This is a genomic window from Alteromonas sp. 14N.309.X.WAT.G.H12 (genome assembly GCF_036697315.1).
In the GTDB taxonomy this organism is placed as follows: Bacteria; Pseudomonadota; Gammaproteobacteria; order Enterobacterales; family Alteromonadaceae; genus Alteromonas.
This window is the reverse complement of record NZ_JBAHZB010000075.1, coordinates 1,189-16,751: the sequence shown is the minus strand read 5'-3', so window position 1 is coordinate 16,751 and position 15,563 is coordinate 1,189. Positions and strand designations below refer to the sequence as shown.

Below are 15,563 nucleotides of genomic sequence, written 5' to 3'. Positions count from 1 at the left end.
CCCGTATACTTCTTGCCAGTGTGGCCATTTTAGGGGGTATTGTGTTGGTGCTTAAGAAAAAGCGACCCACCTAGCGGGGAATATCAATTTTTATATCGGTGGTGGGATAACAACAGCAAGGTAATATTTCATCATCATCGATAAAGGCGAGGGGATCGGTGGTGTATTCCACTGTCCCTGATAGCAAGGCGGTTCGACAAGCACCACAAAATCCATCCCGACAATGGAAGTGGCAATCAATGCCAGACGCTTCCAGAGACTCCAGCAGCGTTTTATCGATTTGGGAATCAATACACGCCACATCGATGATATCAATGCGGCGTGTTTTATCGTTTTTGCCCATTCGGGTAAACTAAATTATAACTCGAAGTCAGCGAAATCACCTTCACCAACGGATGAATCTATTTGACCCACGAGGTAGGAGCTTATCTCAGATTCCTGAGGTGCCACCTGGACGTTATCAGAGTTCAGATAGTTGTTCATCCATGGTAATGGATTACTTTTGACATCAAAGGGCGTGCCGAAGCCTATGGCGCTCATTCTTTGATTGGCAATATACTCAACGTATTGGCAAAGGATCTCTTTGTTCATGCCTATCATTGAGCCATTTTGGAATAAATATTCTGCCCACTCTTTTTCCTGCTCCACTGCATTAATGAAAATTTGGCGGGCTTCTTCATGGCATTCTTTTGCAATTTCTGCCATTTCCGGATCATCTTTTCCTTTGGCCCACAAATTTAATATGTGCTGTGTGGAAGACAGGTGCAGGTTTTCGTCCCGGGCAATCAAACGAATAATTTTAGCATTTCCTTCCATCAATTCACGCTCGGCGAATGCGAATGTACAGGCAAAGGAAACATAAAAACGAATGGCTTCTAAGGCATTCACTGAATTCATGCACAAATAGAGCTTTTTCTTGAGTACACGCATGCTGACTTCGTAAGTTTTACCTTCCACGGTATGAAACCCTTCGCCCTGGGTCTGCCAAAGCTGGGTATGGAAGATAAGATCATCATAATATTTTGAAATATCAGCGGCACGACGTTTAATTTGTTCATTAACAACAATATCTTCAAATATATTGCTAGGATCAGAGAACAAATTACGCAAAATGTGCGTGTACGAACGGGAATGAATGGTTTCAAAAAATGACCAGGTTTCTATCCATGTTTCCAATTCTGGCAACGAAACAATAGGTAGAAAAGCGATATTGGGGCTACGCCCTTGTACAGAATCTAAAAGCGTCTGGTATTTAAGATTCGAAATAAAAATGTGTTGCTCAGGCTCGGTGAGTTTTTGAAAGTCCACACGATCCCGAGTGACATCCACTTCTTCCGGACGCCAGAAAAAACTGATTTGCTTTTCTATCAGTTTTTCAAAAATAGCGTGTTTTTGTTGATCATAGCGAGCAACATTAACGGGATTACCGAAAAACATGGGTTCGATTAACGGATTAACACTTTTCTGGTTAAAAGTCGTGTATTTCATAACTGCTGAATCGCTCGATATACGGGTTATGGTAAGAGAGTTAAGACGGGAAAACCCCGTCTTAATGCACGGTTAAATTTTGCAGGCGCCGCCGGCACAATCATCGTCTTCTTCTATCACAGCGGTTTGTGCATCAGGCTGAGATTCCTGTACTTGTTTTACAGCCACTGAACTGCTGTCGGTGTTGCCGTCACGAGTATTATGGTAATACAGGGTTTTGACACCGAGTTTGTATGCTGTAAGCAGATCTTTAAGTAACAATTTCATTGGCACCTTACCACTTTCAAACTTGCCAGGATCGTAGCTGGTATTGGCCGAAATGGTTTGGTCGATGAATTTTTGCATGATGCCTACCAGTTGCAGGTAGCCATCATTGGACGGAATATCCCACAATAATTCATATTTGTCTTTTAACGATTCGTATTCGGGTACCACTTGTTTTAGTACGCCATCTTTGCTGGATTTAATACTAATATGCCCACGGGGTGGCTCTATGCCGTTTGTGGCATTGGATATTTGCGACGACGTTTCAGACGGCATCAACGCGGAAAGGGTGGAATTACGTAACCCGTATTGAAGAATGTCTTTACGTAGCCCTTCCCAATCCATATGCAAAGGTTCATCACATACTTTATCCAGATCCTTTTTATAGGTATCAATGGGAAGCAGGCCTTTTGCATAGGTTGTTTCGTTAAATTTAGGACATGCGCCTTTTTCTTTGGCCAGATTAACCGAGGCTTTCAGCAAGTGGTACTGCATCGCTTCAAAGGTTTTATGGATAAGAGAGTTCGCACTGAAGTCTGAATATTTCACCCCATTTTTTGCAAGATAGTAGGCAAAGTTAATCACACCTATACCTAGGGTTCTGCGATTCATGGTGGCATGATAGGCCGCGGGAACCGGATAATCCTGATAATCTAATAAACTATCTAAAGCACGCACGGCAAGATCTGAAAGCTCTTCAAATTCATCCAGTGAATTAATGGCCCCTAAGTTAAAGGCAGAAAGGGTACACAGTGCGATTTCCCCATTTTCGTCATTCACATGCTCGAGGGGTTTGGTGGGCAGGGCAATTTCCAAACATAAATTACTTTGTCTTACAGGAGCTACGGCAGGATCAAAGGGGCTATGGGTATTGCAGTGATCCACGTTTTGCAGATAAATACGGCCTGTGGAAGCCCGCTCTTGCATAAACAGGCTAAACAATTCCATGGCTTTAATACGTTTTTTACGAATACTTTCATCTTGTTCGTATTGCACATATAAGCGTTCAAATTTATCTTGATCGGCAAAGAATGCGTCGTATAACCCCGGCACGTCTGAGGGACTGAACAAGGTGATGTAATCGTCTTTCATCATGCGCTGATACATCAACTTGTTAAATTGCACACCGTAGTCGAGATGACGTACACGGTTTTCTTCCACACCACGGTTATTTTTTAGTACCAGCAGGGATTCGACTTCCATGTGCCAAAGGGGATAGAACAAGGTGGCTGCGCCGCCACGTACACCGCCTTGGGAACAGCTTTTTACAGCAGTCTGGAAGTATTTATAAAAAGGAATACAACCTGTGTGGAAGGCTTCACCGCCGCGAATTGGGCTGCCTAGTGCTCTGATGCGCCCCGCATTGACACCAATACCCGCCCGTTGACTCACGTATTTTACAATGGCACTGGCAGTGGCGTTGATGGAATCAAGGCTATCACCGGTTTCGATAAGTACGCAGGAGCTGAATTGACGAGTAGGGGTACGCACACCGGCCATGATTGGCGTAGGTAATGACAACTTAAAGGTTGATACGGCATCATAAAAACGACGTATATACCCAAGGCGGTCAGCTTTGTCGTAATCGGCAAACAAACAAGCCGCGACCAATACATATAAAAACTGTGCACTTTCGTAGATGTCACCGGTGACCCGGTTTTGAACCAGATATTTACCTTCTAGTTGTTTCACCGCCGCATAGCTGAACGTCATGTCGCGCCAATGATCGATGAATTTGTCCATTTCATTGAATTCTTCTTCAGTGAAATCAGACAACAGGTGCTCATCGTATTTGCCTGCCGCTACCATTTTTTGCACATGGGCATAAAGAGTAGGCGGTTCGAATTGGCCGTAGGCTTTTTTACGTAGATGAAAGATAGCGAGTCGGGCGGCTAAATACTGATAATCAGGAGCCTCTGTAGAGATTAAATCTGCGGCAGATTTAATGAGCGTTTCGTGAATTTCACCGGTTTTTATGCCGTCGTAAAATTGAATTTGTGCTTTGATCTCTACTTGGGAAACAGAAACATTACTGAGTCCTTCTGCTGCCCATGTAATCACTTTGTGGATTTTATCCAAATCAATGACTTCTTTTTCGCCATTGCGTTTGGTGACATACAGGTTGTTTTTCATTCGTGTTGGCCGTTAGTTTGTTAGCGCATGAAGCTTGGGTTAAAACCCTATTCATCGTTTTTGATAGAAATTGCAGCGATATTTAGTCTTGTCGCAAACAGGATCTCGAATATTCATCGAGGGATCCCATTTAAGGTCGTGTCGGTGGTATCGCTACCACCGAAGACTCAACACAAGATAGTGAGGTTTGACCCATATTGCAACTCAATATCTGGTGTTAAAATGCCCACTTAAACCGACTTTCATTTTAGGTTAGTAACAACTCACCTAGTAAGGGTCGGCTAAGCAAAGATCGGACAAATGCAACCGTTTTATTTGGGTTAATATTGGCGACAAAACTTTTTTACTTGCAATTTTTGGGTCGTTCATAAATACGACATGTAGGCTAAAAGGTATCCACTAACACTACATGTTGTGATTTTAGGCGGTTTTTTGCGTATGGATAATATAGTTAACATCGATATTTTTATCGGATAGGTAAAATTGTCGAGTTAACAGATCCATGTGCAATCCGGTGGCGTGACAAACCGCCAGATCATTTTGATCTGTCATCGCCATCAGTTCTGAGGGTTTAATGAAGCGTCCATGTTGATGGGTGCCGCGGGGGACCAGATTCAGAATGTATTCTGCGCCGACAATGCCCATCAACCAAGACTTGATATTTCTGTTTAGGGTAGAAAAGAAAACATGGCCGCCGGGTTTAACCAGTCGCGCACAGGCTTGAACAATTGAAGAAGGGTCGGGTACGTGTTCCAGCATTTCCATACAGGTGACCACATCAAATGATGCGGCATGTTCAGAGGCAAAGTCTTCCGCAGCTACACAGTGATAATCCACCGCCACACCGGATTCCAAACTGTGAAGTTTTGCCACTTCTAATGAGGCCTCGGCTAAGTCGATACCGGTAACGTTGGCGCCCATTTTCGCCATGGATTCTGTCAGGATCCCGCCACCGCAGCCTACATCAAGCACCTGCTTATCAAACAAACCCTCGCAGTGTTGCTGAACATAATCCAGTCGCAAGGGGTTAATTAGGTGTAAGGGTTTAAATTCACTTTCTGTATCCCACCATCGTGAGGCTAAGTCACTGAATTTGCTGATTTCCTCGTGATCCACGTTTGACATAGGCTTTGTTTTTATCCTGCTAACAGAAAAATATTGGCTAAAGATACATGATATGACACAAAAAAGGGATGTTTCTGCGCCTTGAAGGGTTTATTTGAGTGAAAATTAATCGCTTGATATTCACTAAGGTAAAGACCCCTGATTAAGCGCTACATTAATTTTTCATCCGGTGATACACTTACAGATTACTTGTACACCCCATAATATAAGAAAGCGGTGATATGATAGGCTTTTGTAAGTTTATTGTAGTCAATACGCTGATAATCTGAATCAAGGGACATAGCAGTTTATGACTGATAACGCTAAAGAAATTCTCCCCGTTAATATAGAGGAAGAACTCAAGAATTCTTATCTCGATTATGCGATGAGCGTTATTGTCGGGCGCGCGTTGCCTGACGTAAGAGACGGTCTCAAACCCGTACACCGTCGCGTTTTATTTGCGATGAACGAACTTAAGAACGATTTCAATAAGCCTTATAAAAAATCCGCACGTGTGGTGGGTGACGTTATAGGTAAGTATCACCCACACGGTGATAGCGCAGTGTACGACACCATTGTACGAATGGCGCAACCCTTTTCTTTGCGTTACATGTTGGTAGATGGCCAGGGTAACTTTGGCTCGGTGGATGGAGATTCCGCTGCCGCAATGCGTTATACCGAAGTGCGTATGGCAAAAATTGCCCACGAATTATTGGCTGATCTGGAAAAAGAAACCGTAGATTTTGTACCTAACTATGACGGTACAGAGCACATTCCCGATGTTCTCCCAACCAAAGTCCCTAATTTATTAGTGAATGGTTCCTCCGGTATTGCTGTGGGGATGGCGACCAATATTCCGCCGCATAATCTGACAGAGGTTATCAACGGATGTATTGCGTTAATTGAAGATCCGTCCATCACCATTGACGATATTATGCAATATATCCCAGGGCCGGATTTCCCCACTGCCGCGATGATCAGCGGACGTAAGGGGATTGACGATGCTTACCGTACTGGCCGGGGAAAAATTTATTTACGTGCAAAAGCGGAAATAGAAACCGACGCCAATGGCAAAGAAACCATCGTCGTTAACGAAATTCCATACCAGGTGAACAAAGCGCGGTTGATTGAAAAAATCGCCGAACTGGTAAAAGAAAAACGCATCGAAGGCATTTCTGCATTACGTGATGAATCGGACAAAGACGGCATGCGCATTGTTGTCGAAGTCAAACGTAACGAATCTGCCGAAGTGTTATTAAACCATTTGTATGCCAATACCCAGTTACAAACGGTATTTGGTATCAACATGGTGGCATTAGATAACAACCAGCCTAAGGTATTTAACCTTAAAGAAATGCTGGAAGCCTTTATCCTTCACCGTCGTGAAGTGGTTACGCGGCGTACGGTTTTTGAATTGCGAAAAGCCCGGGATCGAGCCCATATCTTAGAAGGGTTGGCCATTGCGCTAACCAATATTGATCCTATCATCGAATTAATTAAAGCGTCGCCCAGCCCGGCTGAAGCGAAAAAGGGCTTGGTTTCCCAAGGCTGGCAGTTAGGCGATGTGGCCGATATGCTCGAAAGAGCCGGTGACGATGCGGCCAGACCGGATTGGCTAACGCCCGAATTCGGTATCAGAGACGGAAAATATTATTTAACGGAACAGCAAGCTCAAGCGATTCTTGATCTGCGTTTACATAAGTTAACCGGCTTAGAACACGAAAAAATTCTTGGTGAATACAAAGAATTACTCGACATTATTGCCGAATTACTTCATATATTGCGTAGCCCGGAGCGTCTCATGGAAGTGATTCGCGAAGAGCTGGAAAAAGTACGTGAAGAATTTGGTGATGAACGTCGTACAGAAATTACGGCAGCAAGTCATGATATTGATATTGAAGATCTGATCGAACAGGAAGACGTGGTTGTCACCTTGTCCCGCGAGGGCTATGTGAAATACCAAAAACTGACCGAATACGAAGCCCAGCGTCGTGGCGGTAAAGGTAAGTCTGCCACACGAATGAAAGATGAAGATATCATCGAACGTTTATTGGTTGCCAATACCCATGATCATATCTTGTGCTTCTCTACCCGTGGACGCTTGTACTGGCTTAAAGTGTATCAATTACCTTTTGCCAGTCGAAATGCCCGTGGTAAACCAATAGTAAATATTCTTCCGTTACAAGATGACGAACGTATTACCGCTATATTGCCTATCAAGGAATTTGAAGAAGGCAAGTTTGTGTTAATGGCAACGGCAAATGGTACGGTGAAGAAAACCGATCTGAGTTCGTATTCTAGACCACGTTCCAATGGTATTATTGCCGTTAACCTTAATGACGGTGATGAACTCATTGGTGTAGCCATTACCCATGGTGACGACGATATTATGTTGTTCTCTGATGAAGGTAAGGTTGTACGCTTTAATGAAAAATTACGCGATTCAGAAACCGGCGAAGTGAAGCGCGACCCCGAAACGGGTGAAGAGCTGATGGCCTTGCGTCCAATGGGACGTACTGCAACCGGTGTTAGAGGGATCCGTTTACGAGAGGGGCAACGTGTGGTTTCACTGATTGTTCCTCGCGGTGATGGCGCAATTTTAACCGCCACTGAAAATGGTTATGGAAAACGTACACCGCTGGAAGATTACCCTGCGAAAAGTCGTGCGACACAAGGTGTGGTTTCGATCAAAGTGTCCGAACGTAACGGTAAAGTGGTGGGGGCTGTGCAGGTAGACAGCCATGATGAAATTATGTTGATCAGTGATCAAGGCACCTTGGTTCGTACCCGGGTTGATGAGGTCTCAATGGTTGGCAGAAATACCCAAGGCGTTCGTCTTATCCGCACCGCTGAAGATGAAAAAGTTGTCGGACTTCAACGCATCGAAGAGGTGATTGATGAAGACCTTGAGCTAGATGAAGACGGGGAAGACACCGTTGAAGCATCAATAAATGAAGATGCCGCTGCGGATAGCAGCGAAAATGATAAGCCAACGACGGAAGAATAAGCACGGCGCCCTTTTGATAGGGGCGCATTGATCCTTCTTTAACAAGCGGCTTTGGCCGCTTGTTTTGTTTACAGGTATTAAATAGAGATATGAATAACGTATATAACTTCAGTGCAGGGCCGGCAATGTTGCCAGCAGAAGTCATGGCGCAAGCACAAAGTGAATTTTTAAACTGGCGTGACTCTGGCTGTTCCGTCATGGAAGTCAGTCATCGCGGCAAAGCGTTTATTGAAGTGGCGGCTACCGCAGAGCAGGATTTACGTGATTTACTCGGCGTACCTGACAATTATAAAGTGCTGTTTGCCCATGGTGGCGGCCGCGGCCAGTTCGCCTCTGTGCCGTTAAATATTTCCTCTGAAAGTGATACCTCATTACATCTGGTTACCGGCTCTTGGTCCAAAGGTGCGGTGACCGAAGCACAAAAGTACAATCATGCCAAAGTGATTGGTGAAACCACCGAAAAAGATGGCCTGCGTTTTGTGCCTAAACCTGCCCCTGATACCATTGATCAGTCCGCCGCCTATTTACATTTTTGTCCCAATGAAACCGTAGATGGTATTGCCTATGACTGGTTACCCAATAGCGGTGATGTGCCTTTGGTGGCTGACATGTCCTCTTGTATCTTGTCTCAACCTTTGGATGTCAGCCGTCATGGCATTATCTATGCCGGTGCGCAAAAGAATATCGGGCCTTCAGGCTTATCGGTTCTGATTGTACGAGATGACCTTATTGGCAAGGCACGCAAAGAAACGCCCTCTATCTTTAATTACGAATTAATGGCCAAACACGACTCCATGTATAACACGCCGCCAACGTTTTCCTGGTACTTAGCCGGTTTGGTTTTTAAGTGGTTAAAAGGTAATGGCGGGCTAGATGCCATGGCCCAACGTAATAAAGAAAAGGCGGCATTATTATACAGCGCCATTGATAGCAGTGATTTTTACAGCAACCCAGTGCATCCTGAAAACCGTTCGCGGATGAACGTGCCTTTTCATTTGGCAGACGACAGTTTAAATGGGTTATTTTTAGAAGAATCCGCTGACGCCGGCCTGTTAGCGTTAAAAGGCCACCGTTCTGTAGGCGGAATGCGTGCCAGTATTTACAATGCTATGCCAATTGAAGGGGTTGTGGCCCTGGTGGAATTTATGCAGCAATTTGAGAAGAAGCACGGGTAGATGGCAATGGAACAACTCACATTATCGCCAGTCAGTCGCGTGGAAGGCGAGGTTAACGTCCCCGGATCGAAAAGCTTGTCTAACCGCGCACTTTTGTTAGCGGCGTTGGCAGAAGGGCAAACAACGTTAACCAACCTATTGGATAGCGAAGATATTCAACACATGCTCAATGCATTGGTAAAGCTAGGGGTAGAGTATCAACTTAGCCCTTGTAAAACCCAATGTGTGGTTCAGGGCGTGGGTGGAAAATTCGGTAAACAGGATGGACCATTAGAATTGTTCTTAGGCAATGCAGGCACCGCCATGCGTCCTTTATGTGCGGTACTTGCAGCCAGTTATGTGGAGGTTACCTTAACCGGAGAACCCCGTATGGAAGAGCGGCCAATTGGCGATCTCGTCGACGCCCTCAATCACATTGGTGCTGATATTACCTACCTCAAACAAGGGGGCTTTCCGCCACTGAAAATAAAAGGGCGCGCCTTATCTGGAAGCGAGGTGTTTGTTGACGGCAGTGTCTCAAGTCAGTTTTTAACCGCGGTGCTTATGGCGGCGCCTTTATTCGAGAGCGACACGCTTATTCGTATTAAAGGGGAGCTAGTCTCAAAGCCTTATATTGATATCACCCTTGATACCATGGCCAAATTCGGCATTGAGGTGGTGAATAACGATTACGCCAGTTTCGAGGTTAAAGGCAAGCAAACGTACCGGTCGCCGGGTACCTTTTTGGTGGAAGGCGATGCGTCATCAGCCTCCTATTTTCTTGCTGCAGGTGCCATTAAAGGCGGAACGGTGAAAGTCACTGGTATAGGTAGTCAAAGCATTCAAGGTGATATTCGATTTGCTGATGTATTAGAAGCCATGGGCGCGACAGTGACCTGGCATGCGGATGCAATTGAAATACAGGGCGCGCCGTTAAAAGGTGTGGATATGGATATGAATCACATTCCTGATGCGGCAATGACCATCGCCACGACGGCATTGTTTGCAGAAGGGCCCACCTCTATAAGAAATATCTATAACTGGCGCGTTAAAGAAACAGATCGACTTTTTGCCATGGCAACAGAACTCAGAAAGCTGGGTGTGGAGGTTGAAGAAGGCCATGATTATATTAGGGTGTGGCCTTGTAAACAGTTGAAACATGCCACTATCGATACGTACAACGATCATCGGATAGCGATGTGCTTTTCGTTGGTGGCACTCAGTGATACGCCAGTGACTATTAACGATCCGGGTTGTACGGCAAAAACCTTCCCAGATTATTTTTCCCGGTTTGCAACTATTTGCCACTAGTTCGTGTCATTTAAAAGGGTAAGTTGGTTTTTCAACGCCAGACGTTAAGGGTGCCGACAATACTATAGTCGGCATTGCTTATGTAGAAGAGGTGCGTATAATTGCGCGCGATCGATTAATTAACCTTTTTTTAAGTGGAGCGGGCATGCAACCTATCCCTGTCGTCACGGTAGACGGACCAAGTGGAGCGGGTAAAGGAACCCTAAGCAGTTTGTTGGCTGAAAATCTCGGCTGGCATTTCCTTGACAGCGGCGCGATTTATCGTGTTTTGGCTGTAGCAGCATTACATCATGATTTACCTATTGATGACGAGGCATGTGTGGTGCCGTTGGCCAGTGGCCTTGATGTCAATTTTGAAACCGAGGGTAAATCTGCGCGGATCATTCTGGAAGGCGAAGACGTCACCGACGATATTCGCACGGAGCAAGTTGCCGCAGCAGCCTCACAAATCGCGGCTTTACCCCGGGTGAGAGAAGCCTTATTGCGTCGTCAACGGGCATTTCAACAACTACCGGGCTTGGTGGCAGACGGACGAGACATGGGGACGGTGGTCTTTCCTGATGCTGGCGTGAAACTGTTTCTTACCGCCAGTGCCGAAGCTAGAGCAGAGCGCCGTTACAGCCAGTTGAAAAACAAAGGGATGGATGTTAATATTGCGCGCCTTTTAACCGATATTAAAGCGCGGGATGATCGTGATGCGAATCGCGCGATAGCGCCATTAGTACCGGCTGAAGATGCGGTAATTATAGATTCTACACACTTGGATATAACGCAAGTGTATGATAAAGCGATGGAAATCATCAACGCCAAACTACGTTAATACGTAGCTGTTACGCTGACTGTTTCTGTTAAAATGTTATTTGTCGACACAGGATGTGACGATTTTTGTTAGTAACCCCACGTTATCCGGACTGTAATGTGGTTGTCAACTTAAAATTAACTGAACTTATATGACTGAAAATTTTGCACAACTTTTTGAAGAAAGCCTACAGGAATTAGAAACACGTCCTGGTTCTATTGTTAAAGGTACTGTTGTTTCTATCGACAAAGACATCGTTCTTGTTGATGCAGGCTTGAAATCAGAAAGTGCTATACCAGCCGACCAATTCAAAAACGCCGAAGGCGAACTTGAAATCGCTGTTGGCGACTCTGTAGATGTAGCCCTTGATGCAGTAGAAGATGGTTTCGGTGAAACAATCCTGTCTCGTGAAAAAGCGAAGCGTCACGAAGCGTGGGTTGAGCTGGAAAAAGCTTACGAAGATAAAGTCACAATTAAAGGCGTTATCAACGGTAAGGTCAAAGGCGGTTTCACTGTTGAAGTTAACAGTGTACGCGCATTCTTGCCAGGTTCTTTGGTAGATGTACGTCCAGTACGTGACACTACCCACCTGGAAGGCAAAGAGCTTGAGTTCAAAGTAATCAAGTTGGATGCCAAGCGTAACAACGTTGTTGTTTCACGTCGTGCTGTTATTGAAGCAGAAAGCAGCGCAGAGCGCGAAACCTTATTGGCTAACCTGGAAGAAGGCCACGAAATCAAAGGTATCGTTAAGAACCTGACTGATTACGGTGCATTCGTGGATCTAGGTGGCGTTGACGGCTTACTGCACATCACCGATATGGCTTGGAAACGTGTTAAGCACCCAAGCGAAATCGTTAACGTTGGTGACGAAATCAACGTTAAAGTGTTGAAGTTTGACAAAGAGAAGCAACGTGTATCTCTGGGTATGAAGCAGATGGGCAATGATCCATGGCACGACATTTCTGGTCGTTACCCTGAAGGTACTAAGATCACAGGTCAGGTTACTAACTTGACTGATTACGGTTGTTTCGTAGAAATCGAAGATGGTGTTGAAGGTTTGGTTCACGTATCCGAAATGGATTGGACTAACAAAAACATCCACCCATCTAAAGTGGTTAGCTTAGGCGACACTGTTGAAGTGATGGTTCTGGAAATCGATGAAGAACGTCGTCGTATTTCTTTGGGTCTGAAACAGTGCATTGCGAATCCTTGGGAAGAGTTTGCTAAATCTCACGAGAAAGGCGACAAGGTTTCTGGAAAGATCAAGTCTATCACTGACTTCGGTATTTTCATTGGTCTTGACGGTGGCATCGATGGTCTGGTTCACTTATCTGACATCAGCTGGAACAAAACTGGCGAAGATGCAGTTCGTGACTATAAGAAAGGCGATGAAATCTCAGCGGTTGTTCTGCAAGTCGACCCAGAGCGTGAGCGTATCTCTCTTGGCGTTAAGCAAATCGAAGAAGATCCTTTCAACAAGTATCTGACAGATAACAAGAAAGGTGCTATCGTTAACGGTACAGTTACTGCTGTTGACGCCAAAGGCGTTACAGTTAACTTGGCTGAAGAAGTGGAAGGTTACATTCGTGTTGCAGATTTGTCTCGCGACCGTGTAGAAGATGCTTCAGAAGTGATTAGCGTAGGCGAAAGCATCGAAGCGAAATTTATGGGCGTAGACCGTAAAAATCGCACAGTTAACCTGTCTGTTAAAGCGAAAGATCAGGCTGACGAAAAAGAAGCTATCGAAAAAGTTAACCAGCAAGATGACGGCGGCTTCGCGAATGCGATGGCTGAAGCATTTAAAGCTGCGAAAGGCGAATAATTGCTTCTACGGGCGTGAACTTTTGCGCCCGTACCCCGTAGTAGCTGTAAAATAACTGTTTTACGAGAGAGGTTTTAAATGACCAAGTCGGAACTAATTGAACGGCTCGCGGATCAAGCGCGACACATCCCAGCAAAAGATTTGGAGCTGGCGATAAAAGAAATTTTGGAGCAGATGGCGCAAACCTTACAAAAAGGTGAGCGTATTGAAATCCGGGGTTTTGGTAGCTTTTCTCTGCATTATCGGGCACCACGTGTAGGACGAAATCCTAAAACGGGTGATACAGTGAAGTTGGACGGCAAGTACGTTCCTCACTTTAAACCGGGTAAAGAATTAAGAGAACGGGTTGATAGCGCTGTTAGCTAAATTAAAAAAGCCGCACATTGTGCGGCTTTTTTGTTTATGAATTCTGGCTAAAAGTACACAGCACCACTGTGGTTGACATCAATGCTCATGCGATATTCTTTCAATAATACCGCTTTGGCTGCGTTTGTTCCATTTTCCACTGGCGGGTTACTTACACAAATTAACGTGTCAGAAAATAACTGACAAGTACCAACAGCCTTTTGTGTTTCATTCATATAGTTACAAGGCTCCTTCTTGTGCTTGTTCTGGCAGGGATCCAAGTTGGTTTCCTTTTCCTGCGCATTATTATTGTGGGCAAAGGCAATATTTGAAACTAACGCCATCAATATGATGAAATATTTCATGTTATTCCCCCTTCATTAGTATGGACGCTGTAGAAATAAACACTAAACCGAAGCAAACTGTGGCACGGAAAAAAAGCGTAAATGTATTCATTGCGAGCAGTTCCTTGGAAAAGGTGACGAGACAGTCTGTATTACAGGAAGCCCAGAGTGTAATACCAAATTATGCAGTCAATGTGCAGAAACATTGAACCCTTAGTGAAGTTGAGATGGCGTCAAGCCACCTTATATCCCACCCCATAAACGGCCTGAATTAACGGCGGTTCGTTTGCAATACTGATTTTGTGACGCAGATTTTTCATATGGCTGTCTACTGTACGATTACTAACAATACGTCCATCATCATAGCAGTGTTGTATCAGCGTATCTCTGGTGTACACCACACCTGGTTTTGTAATAAGGGTTTTCAACAAACGAAACTCTACGGGGGTAAGTTCTACATATTCGTTATTAGAGATACAACTATAACGCTCACAGTCTAAGGTGATATATCGAAAGGTGAGTAGGGAAGGTGAGGTTGTGGTTTGAGTCTGTTGGGTGCGTCGTAAAATGGTGTGGATCCGCGCGACCACTTCCCGTACGGAAAAAGGTTTACAAACATAATCATCAGCACCTGTATTTAAGCCGACTAAACGGTCTATTTCTTCCACTCTTGCGGTAAGCATCAAAATCGGTACTTGAGAAAACAGCCGAACCTGCTTGCAGATTGTCAGTCCATCCACGTTAGGTAACATGCGATCGAGGATGATTGCTGCGGGTTGATACATTTTTACTTCCTCAACAGCGTATAAACCGTCGCCGACGATGCGTGACTCAAAGCCTTCCATGGCAAGATAGTCAGCGAGAATTTGTGCAATCTTAGGTTCGTCTTCAACAATGAGTATAGTTTTAGCGGCTATCATGGGACCTCAAAGTTCGGGGCAAGTTAACTTCAACGCGCAAACCGCCTAAGGTTGACGGGAGGGCGGTTATTGTTCCTTGGTGAGCCACGACAATGGAGCGACAGATTGTCAGACCAAGGCCGGCACCATCGGTTTTTCGTGTGCGAGAGCTGTCTGTACGGTAAAGGGGTTCAAACAGCGCATGGATATTTTTTTCATCAACACCCGGAGCAGAATCCTCAATAATGAGGGTGATATGATCATTTGTAAAGGTAACGGAAATGCTAATGATACCGTCGTTATCGGTATAGGTAATGGCATTAACCAACAGGTTGAGTATAAGTTGCCCTAGGCGTTGTTCATCACCTTCCATCTCACACTTATCTGCACAGGAATGGCTGATTTGCAGATTTTTTTCATCCGCAGTGTGACGAATACATTCAACTTGGCTGAGTATAATCTTGGATAAATCTACCCATTCGAAATGATAACGAAGTCCGCCGATATCGTTTAACGATAGCTGATATAGATCATCAACCAGACGGCGCAACCGTACCACTTCCTGTTCGATGGATAAGATCTGTTCGTCATTCAATGGACGTACTTTTGCTTTAATGAGCTCTATCTCGCCAGATAATATGGTAAGCGGTGTTCGCAGTTCATGGGAGATATCAGCAAACCAGCGATTTTTTGTTTCCCGGTTTGTTTTCAGGACTTGCGCTAAGGAATACACTTTATTCATTAAGTCGCCAAACTCATCTTGTCTAACTTCATTTGGCGCTAATTCATAATGGCCTTCTTCCAACTCATTCACACAGCGCAATACATCCCGAAACGGGGCTAGCATTTTAGGGATCGCAATTAGGGCAAATACGATGACGGTTGCCAAACAT

Annotated in this window: 13 protein-coding genes; 6 read left to right on the top strand and 7 right to left on the bottom strand. The window is 44.8% G+C overall.

Going from position 1 to position 15,563, the window contains the following annotated elements:
- Positions 1 to 70: 70 nt before the first annotated feature.
- The 4 genes from yfaE to ubiG all read right to left on the bottom strand — a co-directional run bounded on the left by yfaE (position 71) and on the right by ubiG (position 5,010).
- Positions 71 to 343, bottom strand: coding sequence for a class I ribonucleotide reductase maintenance protein YfaE (gene yfaE / locus V5298_RS15445; protein WP_332932341.1), 273 nt, complete (start codon positions 341 to 343; stop codon positions 71 to 73).
- 14 nt (positions 344 to 357) lie between these two features.
- Entirely contained in the window at positions 358 to 1,488 is a 1,131-nt protein-coding gene (gene nrdB, locus V5298_RS15440; RefSeq protein WP_332932340.1) for a class Ia ribonucleoside-diphosphate reductase subunit beta, read from the bottom strand.
- Between the two features lie 72 nt (positions 1,489 to 1,560).
- Positions 1,561 to 3,885 carry a class 1a ribonucleoside-diphosphate reductase subunit alpha gene (nrdA, locus tag V5298_RS15435; RefSeq protein WP_332932339.1) on the bottom strand — a complete coding sequence of 775 codons (2,325 nt, stop codon included), beginning with the start codon at positions 3,883 to 3,885 and terminating at the stop codon, positions 1,561 to 1,563.
- Positions 3,886 to 4,305: 420 nt separating this feature from the next.
- Positions 4,306 to 5,010: a bifunctional 2-polyprenyl-6-hydroxyphenol methylase/3-demethylubiquinol 3-O-methyltransferase UbiG gene (ubiG, locus tag V5298_RS15430; RefSeq protein ID WP_332932338.1), complete on the bottom strand. Its 705-nt coding sequence runs from the start codon at positions 5,008 to 5,010 to the stop codon at positions 4,306 to 4,308.
- Positions 5,011 to 5,299: 289 nt separating this feature from the next.
- Here ubiG and gyrA point away from each other — a divergent pair, with 289 nt between their 5' ends.
- From gyrA to ihfB, 6 genes are all read left to right on the top strand, one after another.
- Positions 5,300 to 7,996: a DNA topoisomerase (ATP-hydrolyzing) subunit A gene (gene gyrA / locus V5298_RS15425; RefSeq protein ID WP_332932337.1), complete on the top strand. Its 2,697-nt coding sequence runs from the start codon at positions 5,300 to 5,302 to the stop codon at positions 7,994 to 7,996.
- Between the two features lie 89 nt (positions 7,997 to 8,085).
- A complete protein-coding gene (serC, locus tag V5298_RS15420; protein ID WP_332932336.1) occupies positions 8,086 to 9,171 on the top strand; it encodes a 3-phosphoserine/phosphohydroxythreonine transaminase in 1,086 nt (361 codons plus the stop codon).
- 6 nt (positions 9,172 to 9,177) lie between these two features.
- Positions 9,178 to 10,461 (top strand): 3-phosphoshikimate 1-carboxyvinyltransferase, encoded by a 1,284-nt coding sequence (gene aroA / locus V5298_RS15415; RefSeq protein WP_332932335.1) that lies wholly within the window; start codon positions 9,178 to 9,180, stop codon positions 10,459 to 10,461.
- Positions 10,462 to 10,606: 145 nt separating this feature from the next.
- Entirely contained in the window at positions 10,607 to 11,281 is a 675-nt protein-coding gene (gene cmk, locus V5298_RS15410; RefSeq protein WP_332932334.1) for a (d)CMP kinase, read from the top strand.
- Between the two features lie 130 nt (positions 11,282 to 11,411).
- A complete protein-coding gene (gene rpsA / locus V5298_RS15405; protein WP_332932333.1) occupies positions 11,412 to 13,082 on the top strand; it encodes a 30S ribosomal protein S1 in 1,671 nt (556 codons plus the stop codon).
- Positions 13,083 to 13,160: 78 nt separating this feature from the next.
- On the top strand, positions 13,161 to 13,448 hold the full coding sequence (gene ihfB / locus V5298_RS15400) for an integration host factor subunit beta (RefSeq protein ID WP_216026326.1): 288 nt from the start codon (positions 13,161 to 13,163) through the stop codon (positions 13,446 to 13,448).
- Positions 13,449 to 13,495: 47 nt separating this feature from the next.
- On the opposite strand, the gene V5298_RS15395 is transcribed toward ihfB, so the two are convergent.
- The 3 genes from V5298_RS15395 to V5298_RS15385 all read right to left on the bottom strand — a co-directional run.
- Positions 13,496 to 13,792, bottom strand: coding sequence for a hypothetical protein (locus V5298_RS15395; RefSeq protein WP_332932332.1), 297 nt, complete (start codon positions 13,790 to 13,792; stop codon positions 13,496 to 13,498).
- Between the two features lie 212 nt (positions 13,793 to 14,004).
- Positions 14,005 to 14,691: a response regulator gene (locus V5298_RS15390; RefSeq protein WP_332932331.1), complete on the bottom strand. Its 687-nt coding sequence runs from the start codon at positions 14,689 to 14,691 to the stop codon at positions 14,005 to 14,007.
- Positions 14,678 to 15,563, bottom strand: an 886-nt coding sequence (locus tag V5298_RS15385; protein ID WP_332932330.1) for an ATP-binding protein, incomplete at its 5' end; no start/stop codon positions are given. The genes V5298_RS15385 and V5298_RS15390, both read right to left, overlap by 14 nt.

Bases quoted from the DNA above. Each gene is read 5' to 3' on its own strand.
- yfaE (WP_332932341.1), bottom strand. From the start codon at position 343: ATGGGCAAAAACGATAAAACACGCCGCATTGATATCATCGATGTGGCG.
- nrdB (WP_332932340.1), bottom strand. From the start codon at position 1,488: ATGAAATACACGACTTTTAACCAGAAAAGTGTTAATCCGTTAATCGAA.
- nrdA (WP_332932339.1), bottom strand. From the start codon at position 3,885: ATGAAAAACAACCTGTATGTCACCAAACGCAATGGCGAAAAAGAAGTC.
- ubiG (WP_332932338.1), bottom strand. From the start codon at position 5,010: ATGTCAAACGTGGATCACGAGGAAATCAGCAAATTCAGTGACTTAGCC.
- gyrA (WP_332932337.1), top strand. From the start codon at position 5,300: ATGACTGATAACGCTAAAGAAATTCTCCCCGTTAATATAGAGGAAGAA.
- serC (WP_332932336.1), top strand. From the start codon at position 8,086: ATGAATAACGTATATAACTTCAGTGCAGGGCCGGCAATGTTGCCAGCA.
- aroA (WP_332932335.1), top strand. From the start codon at position 9,178: ATGGAACAACTCACATTATCGCCAGTCAGTCGCGTGGAAGGCGAGGTT.
- cmk (WP_332932334.1), top strand. From the start codon at position 10,607: ATGCAACCTATCCCTGTCGTCACGGTAGACGGACCAAGTGGAGCGGGT.
- rpsA (WP_332932333.1), top strand. From the start codon at position 11,412: ATGACTGAAAATTTTGCACAACTTTTTGAAGAAAGCCTACAGGAATTA.
- ihfB (WP_216026326.1), top strand. From the start codon at position 13,161: ATGACCAAGTCGGAACTAATTGAACGGCTCGCGGATCAAGCGCGACAC.
- V5298_RS15395 (WP_332932332.1), bottom strand. From the start codon at position 13,792: ATGAAATATTTCATCATATTGATGGCGTTAGTTTCAAATATTGCCTTT.
- V5298_RS15390 (WP_332932331.1), bottom strand. From the start codon at position 14,691: ATGATAGCCGCTAAAACTATACTCATTGTTGAAGACGAACCTAAGATT.